19 protein-coding genes are annotated in these 18,745 nt (G+C 66.8%); 8 read left to right on the top strand and 11 right to left on the bottom strand.

Annotation, left to right across the window (positions count from 1 at the left end):
* The first annotated feature begins 40 nt into the window (after positions 1 to 40).
* The 5 genes from phaR to mltF all read left to right on the top strand — a co-directional run bounded on the left by phaR (position 41) and on the right by mltF (position 4,819).
* A complete protein-coding gene (gene phaR, locus TVNIR_RS05780) occupies positions 41 to 526 on the top strand; it encodes a polyhydroxyalkanoate synthesis repressor PhaR (RefSeq protein WP_015258051.1) in 486 nt (161 codons plus the stop codon).
* Between the two features lie 386 nt (positions 527 to 912).
* Complete coding sequence (locus TVNIR_RS19995; protein ID WP_015258050.1) at positions 913 to 1,056, top strand: hypothetical protein; 144 nt, start codon at positions 913 to 915, stop codon at positions 1,054 to 1,056.
* A 928-nt stretch (positions 1,057 to 1,984) separates the two neighbouring features.
* On the top strand, positions 1,985 to 2,374 hold the full coding sequence (locus TVNIR_RS05775) for a phasin family protein (protein ID WP_157092204.1): 390 nt from the start codon (positions 1,985 to 1,987) through the stop codon (positions 2,372 to 2,374).
* An 85-nt stretch (positions 2,375 to 2,459) separates the two neighbouring features.
* Positions 2,460 to 3,206, top strand: coding sequence for an acetoacetyl-CoA reductase (phbB, locus tag TVNIR_RS05770; protein WP_015258048.1), 747 nt, complete (start codon positions 2,460 to 2,462; stop codon positions 3,204 to 3,206).
* 152 nt (positions 3,207 to 3,358) lie between these two features.
* Positions 3,359 to 4,819, top strand: a complete 1,461-nt coding sequence (mltF, locus tag TVNIR_RS05765) for a membrane-bound lytic murein transglycosylase MltF (protein ID WP_015258047.1) — start codon at positions 3,359 to 3,361, stop codon at positions 4,817 to 4,819.
* Between the two features lie 40 nt (positions 4,820 to 4,859).
* Here the strand turns inward: mltF and tadA are convergent, their stop codons facing one another.
* The 5 genes from tadA to TVNIR_RS05740 are packed head-to-tail and all read right to left on the bottom strand — an operon-like array spanning position 4,860 to position 8,892.
* Complete coding sequence (gene tadA, locus TVNIR_RS05760) at positions 4,860 to 5,345, bottom strand: tRNA adenosine(34) deaminase TadA (protein WP_015258046.1); 486 nt, start codon at positions 5,343 to 5,345, stop codon at positions 4,860 to 4,862.
* Positions 5,346 to 5,356: 11 nt separating this feature from the next.
* Positions 5,357 to 5,959 (bottom strand): PqiC family protein, encoded by a 603-nt coding sequence (locus TVNIR_RS05755; protein ID WP_015258045.1) that lies wholly within the window; start codon positions 5,957 to 5,959, stop codon positions 5,357 to 5,359.
* A gap of 1 nt (position 5,960) precedes the next feature.
* Positions 5,961 to 6,977 carry an MlaD family protein gene (locus TVNIR_RS05750; protein WP_015258044.1) on the bottom strand — a complete coding sequence of 339 codons (1,017 nt, stop codon included), beginning with the start codon at positions 6,975 to 6,977 and terminating at the stop codon, positions 5,961 to 5,963.
* On the bottom strand, positions 6,974 to 7,747 hold the full coding sequence (locus TVNIR_RS05745) for an ABC transporter ATP-binding protein (protein WP_015258043.1): 774 nt from the start codon (positions 7,745 to 7,747) through the stop codon (positions 6,974 to 6,976). Before TVNIR_RS05745 ends, TVNIR_RS05750 begins: the two co-directional genes overlap by 4 nt.
* 2 nt (positions 7,748 to 7,749) lie before the next feature.
* A complete protein-coding gene (locus tag TVNIR_RS05740) occupies positions 7,750 to 8,892 on the bottom strand; it encodes an ABC transporter permease (RefSeq protein WP_015258042.1) in 1,143 nt (380 codons plus the stop codon).
* A 106-nt stretch (positions 8,893 to 8,998) separates the two neighbouring features.
* Between TVNIR_RS05740 and TVNIR_RS05735 the strand changes: the two genes are divergently transcribed.
* The 3 genes from TVNIR_RS05735 to TVNIR_RS05725 are packed head-to-tail and all read left to right on the top strand — an operon-like array spanning position 8,999 to position 12,938.
* Entirely contained in the window at positions 8,999 to 9,931 is a 933-nt protein-coding gene (locus tag TVNIR_RS05735) for an AAA family ATPase (protein WP_015258041.1), read from the top strand.
* On the top strand, positions 9,913 to 10,920 hold the full coding sequence (locus TVNIR_RS05730; RefSeq protein ID WP_015258040.1) for a DUF58 domain-containing protein: 1,008 nt from the start codon (positions 9,913 to 9,915) through the stop codon (positions 10,918 to 10,920). Before TVNIR_RS05735 ends, TVNIR_RS05730 begins: the two co-directional genes overlap by 19 nt.
* The gene (locus TVNIR_RS05725) at positions 10,917 to 12,938 is read left to right on the top strand and encodes a transglutaminase TgpA family protein (protein ID WP_015258039.1); all 2,022 of its coding nucleotides are present in this window, start codon (positions 10,917 to 10,919) and stop codon (positions 12,936 to 12,938) included. The genes TVNIR_RS05730 and TVNIR_RS05725 overlap by 4 nt, the downstream gene beginning before the upstream one ends.
* Positions 12,939 to 13,008: 70 nt before the next feature.
* On the opposite strand, the gene iscR is transcribed toward TVNIR_RS05725, so the two are convergent.
* From iscR to TVNIR_RS05695, 6 genes are all read right to left on the bottom strand, one after another.
* Positions 13,009 to 13,485, bottom strand: a complete 477-nt coding sequence (gene iscR / locus TVNIR_RS05720; RefSeq protein WP_015258038.1) for a Fe-S cluster assembly transcriptional regulator IscR — start codon at positions 13,483 to 13,485, stop codon at positions 13,009 to 13,011.
* Between the two features lie 300 nt (positions 13,486 to 13,785).
* Positions 13,786 to 14,379: a L,D-transpeptidase gene (locus TVNIR_RS05715; RefSeq protein ID WP_043739433.1), complete on the bottom strand. Its 594-nt coding sequence runs from the start codon at positions 14,377 to 14,379 to the stop codon at positions 13,786 to 13,788.
* Positions 14,380 to 14,412: 33 nt separating this feature from the next.
* The gene (gene purF / locus TVNIR_RS05710; protein WP_015258036.1) at positions 14,413 to 15,918 is read right to left on the bottom strand and encodes an amidophosphoribosyltransferase; all 1,506 of its coding nucleotides are present in this window, start codon (positions 15,916 to 15,918) and stop codon (positions 14,413 to 14,415) included.
* Positions 15,919 to 15,955: 37 nt separating this feature from the next.
* The gene (locus tag TVNIR_RS05705) at positions 15,956 to 16,465 is read right to left on the bottom strand and encodes a CvpA family protein (RefSeq protein ID WP_015258035.1); all 510 of its coding nucleotides are present in this window, start codon (positions 16,463 to 16,465) and stop codon (positions 15,956 to 15,958) included.
* A 148-nt stretch (positions 16,466 to 16,613) separates the two neighbouring features.
* Positions 16,614 to 17,216, bottom strand: a complete 603-nt coding sequence (locus tag TVNIR_RS05700; protein WP_043739432.1) for an SPOR domain-containing protein — start codon at positions 17,214 to 17,216, stop codon at positions 16,614 to 16,616.
* A 200-nt stretch (positions 17,217 to 17,416) separates the two neighbouring features.
* Positions 17,417 to 18,709: a bifunctional folylpolyglutamate synthase/dihydrofolate synthase gene (locus TVNIR_RS05695; RefSeq protein WP_015258034.1), complete on the bottom strand. Its 1,293-nt coding sequence runs from the start codon at positions 18,707 to 18,709 to the stop codon at positions 17,417 to 17,419.
* Between the last annotated feature and the right edge of the window lie 36 nt (positions 18,710 to 18,745).

Raw genomic sequence — 18,745 nt, 5'->3', positions numbered from 1 at the left:
ATGTAGAATCGAGGTGGGAACAGCGAACAGGGGCAGCGCCGTGACCGACCAACGCCTGATCAAGAAATACCCCAACCGGCGCCTCTACGACACCGAGGAAAGTCGATACATCACGCTCGTCGACGTGCAGCGACTGGTGCAGTCGGGCAAGGACATCAAGGTGGTGGACACGCAAAGCGGCGAGGACATCACCCGAGGCATCCTGATCCAGATCATCACCGAGCAGGAAGCGAGCGGCACCCCGATGTTCACCACCGACATGCTGGCCCGCTTCATCCGCTTCTACGACGCTTCGATGCAGGATGCGTTCTCGAGCTTCCTCGAGCAGACCTTGAAGCTCTATTCCGAGCAACAGGAACAGATGCAGGCGCAGTTGAGCCACCTGGTTTCGGGAAAGAGCGTGGACAACTGGACGCAGCTCGCCGAGCGCAACATGGAACTGTGGCGGGAGATGCAGGACAGTTTCTTCCGCGCCGCTGGCCTCGGGGGCACGGACCGATCCTCACGACCTCGCCGCGACGACTGAGCGGCCCAACCGGCGCTCGCTGAATGGGCGCCTTCATCGCTGCCCGTTTCGTGCGGCGCTGCCCGCGCCCCGTCCCCTGGTTCGCCTGGACTCCACTGAATGCACCGGCAGGCCCATTCGTGGCCGTAGTCGCACGAACAAGCACCGCGTCGCAATCAGCTCGGCGATGCCGAGATCGGCATACGCGTGACGGTCGATCGAGTCCGGCGGTCCGGAAATAGCGGTGTTCGAAACGAAACGGTTCGGGGAATGGGGCATCGAAACGTCGAGGTGTGGGTTCCACAATTGTTGTCGTGCTGGCCTAGTGGTTTATACTCCTGCCCCGGGGAGCCCTTCCCTACAACGTCGCTCGGGATGAATTCCCTACAACGTTTCGGAGAAATGCCATGGTCTCGTTCACGCTCGAAGCTTCCGACGGTGGTCTCGAAATGCTCAACCCGCTGCTAAGCGTGGTTGAGCGTGTCGTCGAGCCGGTGCTGGTCGCGCTCAACAGCCTGCTGTTTCCTCTGGTCGGCAGCCTACCATTCTGACGCGGTCGGCACGAGGGCCTGGGGATTTCCCGGGCCCTCGTGCGTTTCCACTCCTGTATCTCGGGGCTGGGGGCACACAGCCACTGTGGATCGACTCCACCACTGTGCTCGCGGCCGCATCCAGCGTCATCGCATCGGAGGCGACATTCGTGCGGAGTCGCGGGATCGTCGTCCACCGATCAGGCTCGGCCTCACGAACGGCGGTTCGTTCATCCTAGCCACCGGAACGTACGTGAATGCCCCGCCACATGTGTACCAACGCCCGCAGCGCCCTCGGTTTGTGCCCCACTCGTTGCGGAACATTCAGACGCGTCTCGGGCGGAGAGTAAGCAGGGTCACGGCGTCTGAAGGGCGCTCGCTTTTCGCACAGGATGTCGATAGCCGAGACCGATCGCGCCAGGGCGGATTCATTCTCCAGGCGATACACCTCATCACCGAGTGGAGCTGCGCAGAATACCGCAGCCGGATCCGCACCGGCCACACCCACCCGGCGCCATACGCCTGCGCCGCTCGCGGCCGGCATTCTGCGCACCTTCCGCAAACCCGACCAGTCGCTTGCGCGGACGATTCGCCCACTTTCTATCAACGGCCCCGGACCATCTGCCTCTGAGGGCCCGCTACGCTCCCCGGATTGCGGCTACGACACCAGACGGACTTGCCCAGGGGGGTTATGCGGGTACCTCGGTACCCGTGGAGCACAACCAGACGCACTGGAGCATCCCAGGAAACTGCGGGAATGGCGAGCGAATTTCAAACAGACCCAACGCAGTGCCGAGGTGTCTGGCGAGACGGCTTGGTGATGAATTTCCCGCATGGCCCACCAGCCTTGCCGCCCCTTGACATCCGTTGCCCCCAAGCCTATGCTGCATTGCAACAATGCTGCACTGCACCAACGCGGGGTGGTGGCATTTCGACGGAGATGATGATCATGCAAAACCAGATGTTCGACGCCTATAATGAAATGGCTCAGGGTGTCTTCGAGGCCCTGCGCAAGCTCGGCGAAATCAATATGCGCGCTGGAGAGCGCCTGTTGCAGCAGCAGCTGGACCTGACCAACACCATGCTGGAAGCCAGCACCAAGGGCATGGAACTGATGACCAAGGCCAAGGGCTACCAGGAGCTGATGGCGGGCCAGGCGAAACTGGCCCAGGACTACGGCCAGGAGTGGCTGAAGGGCTACCGCGGTGCGGTCGAAGTGCTGGCCGAGGCCCGCGATGCGGCCGCCGAGGTGATGGACCAGCAGGCGCAGGCCGCCAGCAAGAACCTGCAGGCCGCCGGCGAGACCCTGAAGAAGGCGACGGCCAAGGCAGCCGCCTGAACGCAAACCAGACGGCCCAGCGCTGCCGCCGCGAGGCTTTACAGGCCTGCGCCGGCAGCTGCGCCGGGCCCTTTACGGAGGATGCATGGCAGCACGCACAGCGTTGGTCACCGGGGGCATCGGGGGCATCGGTTCCGCGATCTGCAGGGAACTGGCCGCGAAGGGATTCCGGGTCGTCGCGGGCTACTATCCGGCCGAGAAAGATCTGGCCGAACAATGGCAGCAGAAGCAGCATGCCGAGGGCCTGAAGTTCGAGATCGCTTCGGGCGACGTATCGTCTTTCGAGGACTCGCAACAGATGGTCCGGGACATCGAGACCCGCGTGGGTCCGATCGACGTCCTGATCAACTGCGCCGGAATCACCCGCGACAAGACCTTCCGCAAGATGGAACCCGACCAGTGGCGGGCCGTGATCAGCACCAACCTGGACAGCCTGTTCAACGTGACCCGGCAGGTCGTCGACGGCATGATGGAGCGCGGCTGGGGCCGTATCGTGAACATCTCGTCGGTGAACGGCCAGCGTGGTCAATTCGGCCAGACCAACTACTCCGCGGCGAAGGCCGGCGCCCATGGCTTCACGATGGCGCTGGCGCAGGAGGTAGCGCGTAAGGGCGTGACCGTGAACACCGTTTCGCCGGGGTACATCGCCACCGAGATGACGCAGGCCATTGCCGAGGAAGTGCGCCAGCAGATCATCGCCCAGGTACCGATGGCCCGAATGGGCGAACCAGATGAGGTCGCGTACCTGGTCGGCGTGCTCTGCGACGACCGCGCGGGCTATATCACCGGCGCGAACTACGAGCTGAATGGCGGGCTGTTCATGAGTTTCTGAGCTCTGCTGGAGGGGCCCGCACCCGGGCCCGAAACGCTTTTCGCCCGATCCGGGACCCCCTCTCCGTCTACAATGCGGTGAGGCGTTGCCCGTTCTCGGCCGGCCGTCACCAATGCGCCCCCTCCTGCTGACGCACCCGCCACGCAACGGCTATGCTCTGTAGCCTGATGCGCTGGCACCCGACCCTTCGTCCCCGAAATTCGCTGATCCGTCGGATCGAGATCGGCGTGTTTGCCGTGCTGCTGACGGTGATCGGCGTCTGGGCCTGGCACCACAAGCCTTCGGCGCTGAATCTCGCACTGTTCAAACAGGAACTCCGGGTCGCGCTGGTCAGCCATCCCCACGACCATACCTCCATCGACTTGAGCGCCCGCGCGGATCAATTCGAACACGTGCTGGTACGCGGCCTCGCCCGGCGTATCGGCGCACGGCTGCAGATCCGGCCCGTGGCCGGGCCACACGAGGCCTATCGACTGCTCCGTGCGCGTCGCGTCGATATCGCGGCAGGATTCCTGGTTGCGCCGAACGGCGATGCCGGGATCGAGGTCGGCCCCGAAATCCTGCCGATCGAAAAGAACCTCGTGTACTGGAACGGGCGGGCGCGAAACATCAGCTCTGCCGCGGACCTACCGGCGCGGTCACGCATCGGCGTAACCTCCACCCTCGCACTGCCCGACGACTTGCTGGGCACGAGCGGACACCCGCGGCCCGAACTCATCCAGTATGCCGACGGATCCGAACTGGTGCCGGCGCTGCAGTCGGGCTTCCTGGATTACGCGGTACTCACATCCATCGAGCTGAGCCGTCTGCGGCGCATCCACCCCGAGCTGCGTTCGGCGTTCGAGTTCCCCGCGCGGTTCTCCGTGGTCTGGCTGTTTCCGACGGGCTACGACCGGAGCCTGATCGACGCCGCCCACGCGCACCTCGACGAACTGCGCAGCGACCGCGAATTCGAACTCCTGTTCGACCGATTTTTCGGGCACCTGGACGTGCACGGACTGGTCGACGTGATCACTTTCTCCCGTTTCGTCGAGGACCGGCTAGGCTCACTGAAACCGCTGTTCCGGCAGGTGGCGCAGGACTACGGCCTCGACTGGCGTTTCCTCGCCGCGGTCAGTTACCAGGAATCGCTGTGGGATCCGGATGCCGTCTCCCCGACGGGAGTGCGCGGCCTGATGATGCTGACCCAGGCAACGGCCGGATCGCTGGGGGTCACCGACCGCACCGACCCGCAGCAAAGCGTCGATGGAGGCACCCGCTATGTGCTGCAGATGCTGAACCGCCTGCCCGACAGCATCAAGGAACCGGACCGTACCTGGATGGCATTGGCGGCTTACAACGTCGGCCTGGGTCACCTGCTGGACGCCCGGCGTCTGACCAAACGCGGTGGCGGCGACCCGGATCTCTGGCTGGACGTGATGACCTGGCTGCCGAAACTCGCTCAGCGCGAATGGCATGAGCAGACTCGCCACGGCTATGCCCGGGGCTGGGAACCCGTTACTTATGTGCAGAACATCCGCAGCTACTATGACTGGCTGGTGCACCTCTTCCCGACGCCGAACGACCGCCCGGAGCGCAGCCCGATCTACCTGAACGTACCCCTCGCCCTCTGAACCGGGTGCCCCGGACAACACGCGTGCGTGCCATCGCCGCTCAAGTGCGCCGGCGTTCCCGGAAGAATGCCCGAAGCTGTTCCCCGGCCTGCTCGGCCAGCACACCCCCGGTGACCGCGATACGGTGGTTGTGCGACGGGTGCGAGACCAGATCCAACGCACTGCCCGCGGCCCCGGTCCGCGGATCCGGAGCGCCGAACACCAGGCGCGCGATGCGCGCATGGATCATCGCCCCGACACACATCGGGCAGGGTTCCAGGGTTACGTACAGCGTCGTTCCCGGCAGCCGGTAATTGCCCAGGATCCGCGCCGCCTGGCGGATCACGCGGATCTCGGCATGCGCGGTGGGGTCGTGTCGAGCGATCGGGGCATTGTGGGTCCGCGCCAGGCATACGCCGTCCTGCACCAATACCGCGCCCACCGGCACCTCGCCGGCGCGCGCACCGGCCTCTGCTTCCTGCAGCGCCAGCGCCATCCAGTCACGATCCGTGCCGGCGTCTGCCGGGCAAGTACCGGTTTCGGACATGCGATCCGGGCTCAGTTGCCGACCTGCTGCGCCAGTTGGCGCTCGAGGTCTCCCAGCAGCGCGCCCATCGCCGACGACAGCGCCGCCACCAAGGCCTCCGGTGACCGTGTCGCCAGAACCACCGGCTGCTCCAGATCCCAGAGCTTGCTGTCGGTACGGCCCTGCACGAATACGCGCAGGCCCGCGCGGGCCGTTCCTGTACCACTGCCTTCCAGATCTCCGTGCAGCGCAGTGACCAGCACGTCGACCTGCAGGGCCCGCGGATCCGCGCGGGCATCGGTGACCAGGGTTACCGGAGCGCCGGCCTGGGTCCAGCGTTCCCGCAGGATCTGCTCGAAATGCTCGCGCGGACTCAGAAACCATTCGTTGTAAAAGTCCGACTCGTACCGGTACGGTCCGAGGCGGTAGACCAGCCCCTTGCCGGCCACTGCCGGCGCAATGCGCACCGATCCCAGTTCGACTAGCACCGGCGCGCGTTCGACCGGTGCGGGGTCGGGAACCTCCAGCAGGAACCACGCGCGGTCGACGGCCGGCTGCTCGGGCAGCAGGGTGCACCCCGCCGCCGCAAGGGTCAGCCACAGGATCGCGGGAAGGCGAAACCAGCGTCCGGTCATCTCATGGACTCCTTTCGATCGCACTGCGGGGCGGGGGGCCACCGAAGATCGTTCCAGCCGGATTGCGCCGCGCGTCCTCGGTCAGCGAACGCAGCCCCGTGGTAACCGCCTGCAGGTCGCTCAGGGTCGCCTCCAGCTTCTGCTCGTTGGAGTCCAGCCCCCGGTCCAGGCGCGCCACGACCGCCTCGATCTGGGCCGCCAGGCTGCCGATATCGGCCCGCTCCACAGCCTCGCGCAGCGAACGCAGCGTGCTCCGGGTCTCGCCCGGGAGCGCGGCGACGTCCGGATCCTGCAGCAGGCGTTCCGCCGCAACCAGGACTTGGCGGCTCTGCTCCACCGTTGCCCGCAGGTGGCCGGCCAGATCCTCCGCATGCCGGGTCAGGGCCCGCGTATCCAGGTCCGCCACCGTCCGTTCCAGGGCATGCAATGCGGAGATGGTGCCGTCCACCATGCCCTCGATATCGAGCAGGTCGATCCGGCGCAGAACGTTCTCCGCGTACTCCAGGAACTGCAATGCGATGCTGGGTGCAGACGGAATATAGACGCCGTGTGGCTCCCAGGCGATCGGCAGCAGCGGGTGGGTTGCAGGATCCAGGAAGTCCAGTTCGAGGTAATTGATCCCGGTAATGCCCTGTGCGGCCATGCGCACGCGCAAGCCGGATTCAATGAAGGGTTCGAGCACATTCTCGCTGAACAGCGTTTCCCGGGTCGTGGACGCAAACCGGTCGGGCCGGAGCCTGCCTTCCACCAGCACGTAGCGCTTGCGCTCCACCGGCGACACCTGCTGCTCGTACGCCACCGAGGTAAAACCCAGCCGCGTGACCTCGCCGATGGTCACGCCACGAAACTTGATCGGGGCACCGACATCCAGCCCCTGCACCGAACCGTCGATATAGGTCTCCATCTCGATCGTGGGCCGCAGCAGGTTTCCCGTTCCCATCACCACCAGGATCACGATCAGCGTGCCGATGGCGCCGAGTATGAACAGGCCGAGCCGGAAATGCTGTACGGCACTCATGCTGATGACTCCTCCGTTTCCGCCCGCCGCAGGAACCGCCGTACCCAGGGATGCGTGCTGGTGTCGCGCAAGGCCCGGGGATCACCCTCTGCCACGATCGACCGCGTCGCCGCATCCAGCATAATGACCCGGTCGGCGATCGCAAAAATGCTGGGGAGTTCGTGCGTGACCACCACCAGCGTCATGCCCTGGCTCGAGGCCAAACGGCGGATCAGGACATCGAGCTCCGCCGACGTGATCGGATCCAGCCCGGCCGAGGGTTCGTCGAGGAACAGGATCTCCGGGTCCAGTGCCATCGCGCGCGCGATCGCGGCCCGCTTCTGCATGCCGCCGCTGATCTCCGACGGCATGAAATCGCTGTAGGCGGCAAGGCCGACCAGCTGGAGCTTGGCCCGGGCAATCCGGTTCATCGCGGCCAGCGGCAGCCGGGTATGCACCTCCAGCGGCAGGCGCACGTTCTCCAGCAGGTTCATCGACCCGAACAGCGCCCCCATCTGGTACATCACGCCGACCTGCCGCAGGATCGCTTCGCGCTCGCCCCCGTCGGCGCGGCCCATGTCGGCACCGGCGATCAGAATCCGGCCCGCCAGCGGTTGATAGAGACCGATCATGTGCTTGAGCAGGGTGCTCTTGCCGCTGCCGGAACCGCCGAGAATCACGAAAATCTCGCCGCGGCGCACGCTGAAATTGAGTTCCTGCATGATCACCATGGAACCGAAACCCATGGTCAGTCCCTCTACCAGAATGATCGCATCGCCCCGGTCCGCCATGGTCAGATCCCGAAATGGTAGAACAGCACCGCGAACAGCCCGTCGGCGACCACGATCAGGATGATCGCGCTGACCACCGCGCTGGTCGTCGACCGTCCGACCGCTGCGGCGCCGTTGCCCGTCTGCAGGCCGCGCAGGCAGCCGACACTGGCGACCAGCAGCCCAAAGACCGCGGCCTTGAACAGGCCGGAGGCCAGGTCGGTCAGGGTCACGGCACCGCTGACCTGATTGAAGAATGCCACCCAGGGGATCCCGAAGCCGCGCATCACCAGCGCCGCGCCGATCAGCCCGATCAGGTTGGCATAGAGCGTGAGCAGCGGCGCGACGAAGACCCCGGCGAGGATCCGCGGCACGACCAGGAAACGCACCGGGTCCAGCCCCATGGTCCTCAGCGCATTGATCTCCTCGTTTACTTTCATGGTCCCGATCTCGGCGGCAAACGCGGCCCCCGAGCGCCCGGCGAGCAGGATCGCCATCATCAGCGGTCCGAGTTCGCGCAGCAGCGAGATCGCGACGAGATCGGCCACGAAGATCTGCGCGCCGAACTGGCTCATCGCGATCGCGGATTGGAACGCGAGGATCACGCCGAGCAGGAACGCGATCAGGGAAACGATCGGAAGCGCCTGAAAGCCCGCAGCCTCGGCCACCTTCAGCGTATCGCCCCAACGGACCCGGTTCGGCTTCAGGGCCGCGAGCGTAAGCGCCCGGCTGTACTCGCCGATGAACGCGACCTGCTCGTGGATCTCGTGCCCCACCGCGGCCACGTACCCGCGCAGGCGCTGGGTCCAGGGACGCTCAACCACGCTACGGGCCGAACGTGTCGCCGCAGCTTCGCGGTAGGGGCGAAGGTGCCCCTCGATCGCGCCGTCGAGGCCTTCCATCCTGACGTCCACACCATGCTCCGCCCCCAGGTTCTCCACGCTGAACAGCAACGCGGCCCCGGCACCATCGCAATAGCGTACTTCCGACAGGTCGACCAAGAGGCCGCCCCGGGCAGCAAGACCGGCCGTCTCGCGCAGCACGCTCTCCCAGAGCGGGCCGACGCTGTAAGCATCCATCCGCCCGGCGAAGGCGATCCGGGCAGGCGGGCCCGGCTCGACGCGGTAACGCAGATTCGGGTTCGGATCGGGTTCGGGCCTGGGCATCGCTCGCTTCCGGGGATCAACCGTTCATAATGGCGCTCCCGGCCCGGGATTGCCGGAACCCGTGCCGCGAATCCGACTCAACAGGCAGGAGCCCCGAGGAATCCGCATGAACCGACCCGCGCCGGAACTGGATCGGCACGCTCTGCAACGCGTCGAAGACTCGCTGAACCGCGCACTGCTCGGCAAGCCGGAGGCGGTGCGCCTCGCCCTGGTCTGCCTGCTGGCCAACGGTCATCTGCTGATCGAGGACCGGCCCGGAGTCGGCAAGACGACGCTGGCCCACGCGCTGGCCCAGGTTCTGGGGCTGGACTACCACCGGATCCAGTTTACCAGCGATCTGCTGCCCGGTGACGTCGTCGGGGTCTCGGTCTTCGACCAGGCCCATTCCCGCTTCGACTTCCATCCGGGTCCGATTTTCGCGCAGGTGCTGCTGGCAGACGAGGTCAACCGCGCGCCACCGAAGACACAGAGCGCGCTGCTCGAAGCGATGCAGGAGCGGCAGGTCAGCGTGGACGGACGTACCCACCTCTTGCCGAAACCCTTCTTCGTGATCGCGACGCAAAATCCGGCCGAGCAGATCGGCACCCATCCGCTGCCCGAGTCCCAACTGGACCGTTTCCTGATGAGCATCGAACTCGGCTACCCGGAGGCCAGCGCCGAGCGGGCGCTGCTCGAGGGTTCGGCCACCACCGGCCCACTGGCGCCGGTCACCGCAGAAATCGGTCCGGCAGAACTGCTGGACTGGCAGCGCACCGTATCCGCGGTCACCGCACGTCCCGCGCTGCTCGATTACCTGCAGGCACTGCTCCGCGCAAGCCGCGATCCGGCACAGTTCCGTACCGGGCTTTCGCCCCGGGCCGGCCTCGGCTTGCTGCAGGCCGCTCGCGCCCATGCCCTGATCGACGGCCGCGCATTCGTCACGCCCGACGATCTGCGTGCGGTGCTGCCGCCGGTAGCGATCCACCGCATCGCCTCCCGCGAGGCCGAACCGGGCGCGGCCACCGTGTCCCGGCTGCTGGAATGCGTGCCCGTCGACTGATCGGGCGCGCGCGGGCACCCGGCCATCTGCGCGAGGATTTCGTCCGCTGGGTGACCCGGCGCCATCGCGCCGACGGCCGTTGCGCGGCGATCACCCGGGATCGCGTGTACATTCTGCCCACCCGGCATGGCTACATGCTGCTGGCGGTCCTGCTGGTGATGCTGCTGGGAGCCATCAACTATTCCAACAACATGGCCTTCCTGCTGACCTTCCTGATCGCGGGCGTCGGGCACAACGCGATGTGGTACACGCACCGTAACTTGCTCGGCCTGCGCGTAAGCGTGCTGCCCGTCATGCCGGTATTCGCCGGCCAGGTGCCCGAACTGGAGCTGCGCATCGAGGAAACCTCCGGCCGTTCCCGCGAGGCCCTGCAACTGGCGGTCGCGGAACACCGCGGCCTGCCCGCGCATCTTGGCGCCCTGGGCACCACGGACGTCGCCGTGGCACTCGAACGACGTCCCCGGGGCCTTTATCGCCTCCCGCGGCAACAGCTGTCGACGCGATTTCCACTGGGGCTGCTGAAAGCCTGGAGCTGGCTCAGCCTGGATGCCGAGATCCTGGTCTATCCGCAACCCGTGCAGCCGACGACCGTGTTGCCAGCATCCAACGGGGCCATGGGGCCGCACGAAGGGACATTGCGCGTTCCGGATGCGCCACCCGAGGACATCCGCGAATACCGGCCCGGAGACGCCCCCGGCCGCATCGTCTGGAAGGCCGTCGCCCGCACCGGCCGTCTGTTCGTGCGCGACTCGGGCAGCACCGATGCCCGGCCGATCTGGCTCGACTGGACGATGATCCCCGATTCCGAACCTGAGTACCGGCTGTCGGCGCTGTGCCACCTGGTGCTGGAAGCCCATGCAGCCGACGAATCCTTCGGGCTCCGCCTGCCCGGAACGGCGCCGCTGGGTCCGGGCACCGGGCCGGAACACCTGCAGCGCTGCCTGCGCGCGCTGGCGGTGTTCGGCCACCCGGGCGGAATCACCGCGTGAAACACCCGTTCACTCGACCGGCCGGATCGCGCACGGAACTGCTCGGTCTCTGGGCCACGCTCGCGGCGGTTCCGGTCGCCGCCCTTCCGCACGCCTGGGAACAGCCGGGCTGGGTCACGGCCTTCGTGCTCGGCGCGTGGCTCTGGCGGGCGGCGATCCATGCCGGAAACGCCCGTATCCCCGCCCCGTGGGTGATGGCCCTGCTGGTATTGGCCGGCGGTGCATTGACCCTGGCCGAATTCGGCACCCTGTTCGGACAGCAGGCAGGCACCGCGCTGCTGCTGGTGATGGTCGCGCTGAAACTGCTGGAGATCCGGTCCCGGCGGGATCTCGTGGTGACCCTGTTCCTGGCCTATTTCGTCGTGGTCACCACGTACTTCTTCAACCAGTCGATCCAGATCGGGGCCTACTCGCTGGTCTCGGCATGGCTGATCACCGCGGCGCTGATCCAGGTGCACGGCGAACGCAGGCTCGCGGTCACCCGGCTGGCCCGCACGTCCGGGGCGATGATCCTCCATGCGCTGCCGTTCATGCTGATCATGTTCCTGCTGTTTCCCCGCGTCCCGGGCCCGATCTGGGGCCAGCCCGAGCCGGACCGAAGCGCCGGGCAGACCGGTCTGTCCGATCGCCTCGAGCCCGGCGACATCGCACAGTTGCTGGAGAACGAGGCAACCGCACTGCGCGTGCGTTTCGACGGTCCGGTGCCACCCCAGAGCCAGCAATACTGGCGTGCGCTGGTGATGACCGCCTACGACGGACGCCGCTGGTACGCCGACCGGAACCGCCCGGAGATCCGCCCCGACGACCCGGAGCCGGCGGACATCGGGTACACCGCGACGTTGGAGCCGACCCGGGCGCGCTACCTGCCGGTACTGGAATACCCGGTTGGCCTACCGGGACACGCGCAGCTGCAGGACAACCTGCAGGTCACGACGAGGAACCGGGTCGACAGCCGCCTGCAGTACACGGCGTCGGCCCGCCTCGACGACCCGCCGGGGTGGCCCCTGGGGGCTGACGAACGTGCGCGGGCACTCGCCCTCCCGGCCGGAGCCGCGCCCCGGGCCCGTGTTCAGGCCGGACTCTGGCGCGCCACTCACGGTGACGACGACGCAGCGATCGTGCAGGAGGCGCTCGACCTCTTTGCAGGAGACCCCTACCGGTATACCTTACGTCCGCCCCCGCTGCAGGGTGACCGAACCGATGCCTTCCTGTTCGAGACCCGCGCCGGATACTGTGAACATTACGCGTCCGCACTGGCGGTACTGATGCGGGCGGCGGGAATTCCGGCGCGGGTGATCACCGGTTACCAGGGCGGGCGATGGATGGACACAGGCCACTACCTTCGGCTGCGCCAGGCGGACGCCCATGCCTGGACCGAGGTCTGGCTGGAGCAGCGTGGCTGGATCCGGGTAGATCCCACCGCAGCGATCGCGCCCGAGCGGATCGAGACCGGGCTCGGCGGGCTGTTCGGTGACGACGCCGACGCCCCGGCGTTTCTGCGCCGCTCCGGGCTGTCGTGGACCGCACACTGGCGGCTGCGCCTCAGCGACTGGCACGAGCTGCTCACGTTCCGCTGGGAAAGCCTGGTGTTGGCATTCGATCCCGAACGGCAGCAGGAACTGCTCGCGCGCTTCGGGCTCGACGCCACCGACTGGCGCAGCGTGCTGCTGGCGTTAGCGACCGCCTTCGGCGGGCTGGCGGTCGTGGCCGGCGTGGTCACCTGGCTGCGGCGGCCCCGCGGGACACGGGACATGGCGCAGCGTGCGCTGGATCGACTCTCCAGGCGGTTGGACCGCCAGGGTCTGCCGCGCCGCCCGGCAGACGAAACCGCCCAGCACTACCTGGACCGCGTGCGCCGTGAACACCCCGAGCTCGCCGAGCCCCTGTCACGCTTCTCCGAAGCGTATCTTCACCTGCGCTATGCGCCGCTCCAGCTTCGCGAGCGCGAACGGTACCAGGCGCAGCTGCAGCAGGCGCTGCGTGAAGCACGGCCGGGGGGCAAACACCGATCCCACTAGAAAAGGCGCCGCCGGGGTTTTGGCCCCGGCGGCGTCGCTCCCGCCGCTTCCCCGGACGCGGTCCGGGTCGTCAGGCTGCGTCGTGTCGGAAAATAAAGTGGTGTCGCGCCCGGCGCTCGTCCTGGCGGCGCGCCACCTTCTGCACCTCGGGACGGTTGGCGAATTGTGCCAACGTGATCCCGTCCAGGAAATCGTAGAGCTGCTGGCTCAGGTCATCCCAGAGTTCATGGGTCAGGCAGCGCTCGCCCTGCTGGCAGTCCTTCTGCCCCTTGCAGCGCGTGACGTCGACGGACTCGTCGACCGCCATAATGATATTGGCGATGCTGATCTCATCCGCGCGCTTGGCCAGCCGGTAACCGCCACCCGGCCCTCGCACGCCCTCGACCAGCCCCGCCTTGCGCAGCTTGGCGAACAGCTGTTCCAGATACGACAGCGAGATGCCCTGGCAGTGCGAGATATCGGCCAACGTGACCGGCCCGATGCGATCGTGGATGGCCAGGTCCATCATGGCAGTGACCGCGTAGCGGCCCTTGGTTGACAACTTCATAAACGTCGCCTCCGAGGATTGGCGAGGGTTGAGAGAACGCGTTACGTTTCCTACTTCGAATCCGTTCCAGCTTTCTTGACCATCCCGCTCAAGAATAATTCCACCATTTTTGCAGGCCCATGACGAAATCCCACATTTCCACCATGTGATCGTGACGGACGGCATGGGGCACCATGGTCGCCACTGACCCGTCCGATGCTGACGTCAAGGAAATCGGTAGGATTTGGAGCAACGAATCGTCAGGAGGGTTCCGCGCGGGTGAACAGCCAGGCACCCCGGCTTCTCCGCCCGGCGTCCGGGTCAGCGGGAGATCTCGACGATCGAGACCAGCGAGTTCAAGGGTACGCGGGCAAACAGCGTGATCATGTCCTGGTTGCGCAGGCGGATGCATCCGTGCGATGCAGGCGTCCCGATCCGCCCTTCCTCGTCGGTTCCGTGCAGGTAGATATAGCGCGAGAAACTGTCAACCTCCCCGCCGCGGTTCAGGCCGGGTTCCAACCCTTCGAGCCAGAGGATTCGCGAAGTGATCGCATCAAGTGCACTTGATGCGCCCGGATCCTGCAGGATCCGGGCGACGGTGCCGGTCGGCACGCGGCCGCGGAAGATCGTGCCGCAGGGCACGCCGTCTCCGATCCTGCGTGCCACCCGGTGCAGCCCGAGCGGGGTCTGCAGGCTCCCATCCCGGTTTCCGGTCCCGCGCGCCGCGGTCGAGACCGGGAACGTCTCGACCACCCGCCCGTCCTCCCAGACATAGAGGCGCTGTTCGTCGACACGCACGACGAGCACCGGCCGGCTCCAGCCCTGCGGCTCTCGGCCCAGCGCAGCGCTGACCACCTGCTCGAGCCAGCCGGTGCTCGGGGTGCTCGGTTCAGCAGCCGCCACGACCGGAGCCATCCCGGGCTGGCACCAACCACGTCCCTGCCGGCCTCATTTCTTGTTGGCCAGGTCCAGGACCTCACCAGCCACCGATTCGGATACCGTCCCCTCGCCGCGCAGGGACGCCAGGTAATCGAGATAACCGGGCGCGAGGCCGGTCACGTACTCGCCGGTGAATACCGAGCAATCGAAACGCTCGATGTCTCGATTCCCCCGCTGCACCGCCGCGACCAGATCGCCGAGATCCTGGTAGATCAGCCGGTCGGCGGCGATCGCGGTACAGACCGCGTCCTCGTCCCGGTCATGCGCGATGAGTTCGTCCGCGGCCGGCATGTCGATGCCGTAAACATTGGGAAACCGCACCGGTGGCGCGGCCGATGCGAAGTAGACCTTGCGTGCACCGGCCTCGCGGGCCATCAGCACGATCTCGCGCGAGGTGGTCCCGCGCACGATCGAGTCGTCGACCAGCATCACGTTCTTGCCCCGGAATTCGAGGCTGATCGCGTTCAGCTTCTGGCGCACCGATTTCCGCCGCGTCGTCTGTCCGGGCATGATGAAAGTGCGCCCGATATACCGGTTCTTGATGAACCCCTCGCGGTACTTGATCCCCAGTTCGTGCGCCATTTCCAGGGCCACGGTGCGACCCGTGTCCGGGATCGGCACGATCACGTCGATGTCGTGATCCGGCCATACCCTGCGGATCTTCTGTCCCAGCCGTGTACCCATCCGCATCCGGGCGCGGTGCACGAAAATGTTGTCGATCACCGAATCCGGCCGCGCGAAATAGACGTGCTCGAAAATGCAGGGCGTCAGCGCCGTGCTGGCCGAACAGACACGGGTCGAAACCTCGCCCTCGGGGGTGATGAAGATTCCCTCGCCGGGACCGAGATCGCGTTCGAGCTCGAAACCCAGCGACTCCAGGGCCGCACTTTCCGAGGCCACCATCCACTCGACCCCGCCCGCGGTCTCGCGCCGGCCGTAGACCAGCGGACGGATCCCGAACGGATCCCGGAACGCCACCAGCCCGCGGCCGGCGATCATCCCCACCACCGCGTAGGCACCCTCTGCCCGCCCGTGGACGCGCGCGATGGCGTTGAACACCGCGTCGGCGGTCAGACCGTCCTCGAGGAAACGCAGCAACTCCTGCGCAAACACGTTCAGCAGGATCTCGGAATCCGAGTCGGTGTTGATGTGCCGGCGATCCGTAGCGAAAAGCGCCTGTTTCAGTTCCCGCGCGTTGATCAGATTGCCGTTATGACCCAGGGTGATCCCGAACGGCGAGTTCACGTAGAACGGCTGCGCTTCGGCCGAACTCGAACTGCCCGCGGTCGGGTAGCGGACATGACCGATGCCCATGTTCCCGAGCAGGGTTCGCATATGGTCGGCATTGAACACATCGCGCACCAGGCCGTTGTCCTTGCGCAGGTGCAGACGGCCCTGTTCGTCGGAAGTCACGATGCCCGCCGCGTCCTGGCCGCGGTGCTGCAGCACCAGGAGCGCGTCGTACAGCAGCTGATTGACCGCCGCCGCGCCGACGACCCCTACGACGCCGCACATGGAGCCTCCCCGGGGCTGCACCGGACCCGAACAGCCGTCATGCCTCGACTTCCGTGTCCAGATCCCGAAGGCGTTCCTGAATTCCTTCGGGCAGGAGATCGACCAGCCATGCAACGAGGCGTTCGAATTCGGGCACCAGGCGGCTCTGCTGCCACCACGGTTCTTCCGGCACCAGCGTGAGCGAGGCGAGGAAGACCAGCAGGGCTACGATCAGCACCCCGCGCAGCAGTCCGAACACCACCCCGAGGGAGCGGTCCGTGCCGGTCAGGCCTGAGCCACGAACCAGCCGCATCGCGAGAACCCCTGCAATACCGCCGACGATCAGCACCAGGATGAACAGCGCCGCGAAGGCGATACCCAGGCGAAGGGTCGTGTCGTGGACGGCCTCCGGCAGGAGCACGGCCAGATCCCCCGCGAAGCGGATCCCGACCCAGATCGCCACGACCCAGGTCGCCAGCGAGAAGATCTCCCGCACGAACCCCCGGTACAGGCTGATCAGCCCGGATACGACGATGAGTGCGACAAAAACGAGGTCTATCCAGTTCACGCCATTCGACTCTCAATCTATCTGCGTGGTCCCGCGCGGGGACATCGAAGCCACCGCTCCCCCCGACAGTGGGCCGGGAAACGGCCGGTAGTCTACAGCACGCGGGCGGGAGTGCCCACGATCCCGCTGCCGGCGCATGCTTACGCGGCTACGGATGGGCGACGACGATGCCCGAAACATCCACCTTCGAGCGGATCTCGTCGCGCAGCCGCAACGCCTCGTCGCGCTGCACCAGGGGCCCGACCTTCACCCGCCACACCTCGCGGCCTTCCGGCCTCGCGCGCTCGACGAAGGTCGTGAAGCCGGCTTCGCGCAGCCGCTGTGCCTGCTCGCGTGCATTCGTCTCCCGCCCGAAGCTGCCGACCTGAACCGCCCAGCCCACGCGCTCGCGATCTGTCGCGACGGGGGCCGGAGCATGCGGCTGCCGAGCGGCGGCCTCAGGACGCGCAGGGAGCGTACCGGCAGCGGCGGGGGGAGGCGATGGCGGGCGCGCCGGGGTAGGTGCCAACGGCTTCGGCGCGGGGATGGCATCCTCCGGTGGACGCATCGCGTTGCCATCTGCTGCGGCGCGCGGAGCTGCCGGCGACAGGCGGGGTTCGACGAATGCCGGGCGTTCGGGGATCGGCCGTTCGAGGTCATGCATGGCCTCGAAGCCGGCACCGTCAAATACCCAGGGAAGCAGGAGCACCGCCAGAAAAATCAGGACAACGGCTCCAACCATCCGGTAACGCACGGGCGCTTCGGTCGTCATCGGGGAGTGTCAGCCACACCGGGAAGCGGCACGGCCGCCCCATGGAATTCGAAGAGCATGAATTTCACTGCAGGCAGGACCACGGTCATGGTAGGCGGGACCCCGATTCCAACGCTGGGCCGCCGACGGCGGCCCACACCAGCGGGGACCGCCAGTATACCGGTGCAAACCGATTTTTTCCGCGCCCCGCCGGAACCCGTTCACGTTCCCGTATCCGCTCCCGGGGCCTCGATCGCCAGGCATTCCGTCACGGCCTGCACGGTCAGGAACGAGCCGAACACCACCACACGCCCGTCAGGTCCGGCGCATTTCCGCGCGGCACGAACCGCATCGGCCACCGTATCCGCGTGCACGACTTCTGCCCCCGGCAGTGTTCGAAGTTCCTCCGCCAGGATCCCCGGATCGAGCGCACGCTCTCCCGGGATCCGGATCGGGATCCAGACGCCAGCCCGGGACCCCATCGCTTCGAAGATCACCCGACGCCGCTTGTCCGCCATCAGGGCAACGATCGCCACGGTCGAACCGGGCACCGGGTGATCCTGCAGGAAGGCGGCCAGCTCGCGCGCGGCCTGGCCATTGTGCGCAACGTCCAACAGCCATTCCGGACGGCCGGCAATGCGCTGGAGGCGGCCCGGCGGCACCGCCGCCATGCCCGTCCCCAGGCTCTCCAACGTCAAGCGGTCCTGGAGACCCAGCACGTGCAGGGCTGCCAGCGCCGTCGCGACGTTGCGCTGCCGGGCACCCGCCAACCCTGGCGTGATACCGAGCCCGAGCGACCGGCCCGATCCCAGCCAGGTCCATCGGCACCCGGGTGCGGCCGCGTCGAGTCCGAAATCGGCCCCCTGCCGATACACTGTCGCGTGCAGTTCGCGCGCGGTGTCCAGCACGCTCCGGGGCGGATCGGTCTCCCCCAGCACCACCGGGCGACAGGGTCGCAGGATCCCAGCCTTTTCGCGGCCGATCGACTCCCGGTCGGACCCGAGCCAGGCCTCGTGGTCCAGATCCACGCCGGTGATCACCGCGACATCCGGATCCCATAGGTTCACGGCGTCGAGTCGGCCACCCAGCCCAACCTCCAGGATCTGGAAATCCACCGGAGCCTCCCGGAACAGCAGCGCCGCAGCGAGCGTGCCGAACTCGAAATAGCTCAGCGACACCGGCCCGCGCGCAGAATCGATGATGTCGAAGGCCCGGCAGAGCTCGGCGTCGGTCGCCGACCGCCCGTCGATATTGACGCGCTCGTTGTAATGCAGCAGATGCGGCGAGGTGTACAGTCCGACGCGGAACCCCATCGAGCGCAGCAACGCGGCCAGAACCGTCGCTACCGTTCCCTTGCCGTTGGTGCCGGCAACGGTGATCGTCTTCGGGACCGAGCCGCTGCGAAGCCGAAGCGCATCGGCCACGCCGGTCAACCGTTCGAGCCCCGGGTCGATCGCCTTCGGGTGCAGGGTTTCCTGCCAGGCCAGCCAGTCGGTCAGCGTGGGAAAGCGCATGGTCCGCAACTATGCCTGCTCGTGGCCCGTTCCCGG

The sequence above is a fragment of the Thioalkalivibrio nitratireducens DSM 14787 genome (assembly GCF_000321415.2).
Taxonomy (GTDB): Bacteria; Pseudomonadota; Gammaproteobacteria; order Ectothiorhodospirales; family Ectothiorhodospiraceae; genus Thioalkalivibrio; species Thioalkalivibrio nitratireducens.
This window is presented reverse-complemented; position numbering and strand designations above follow the sequence as displayed.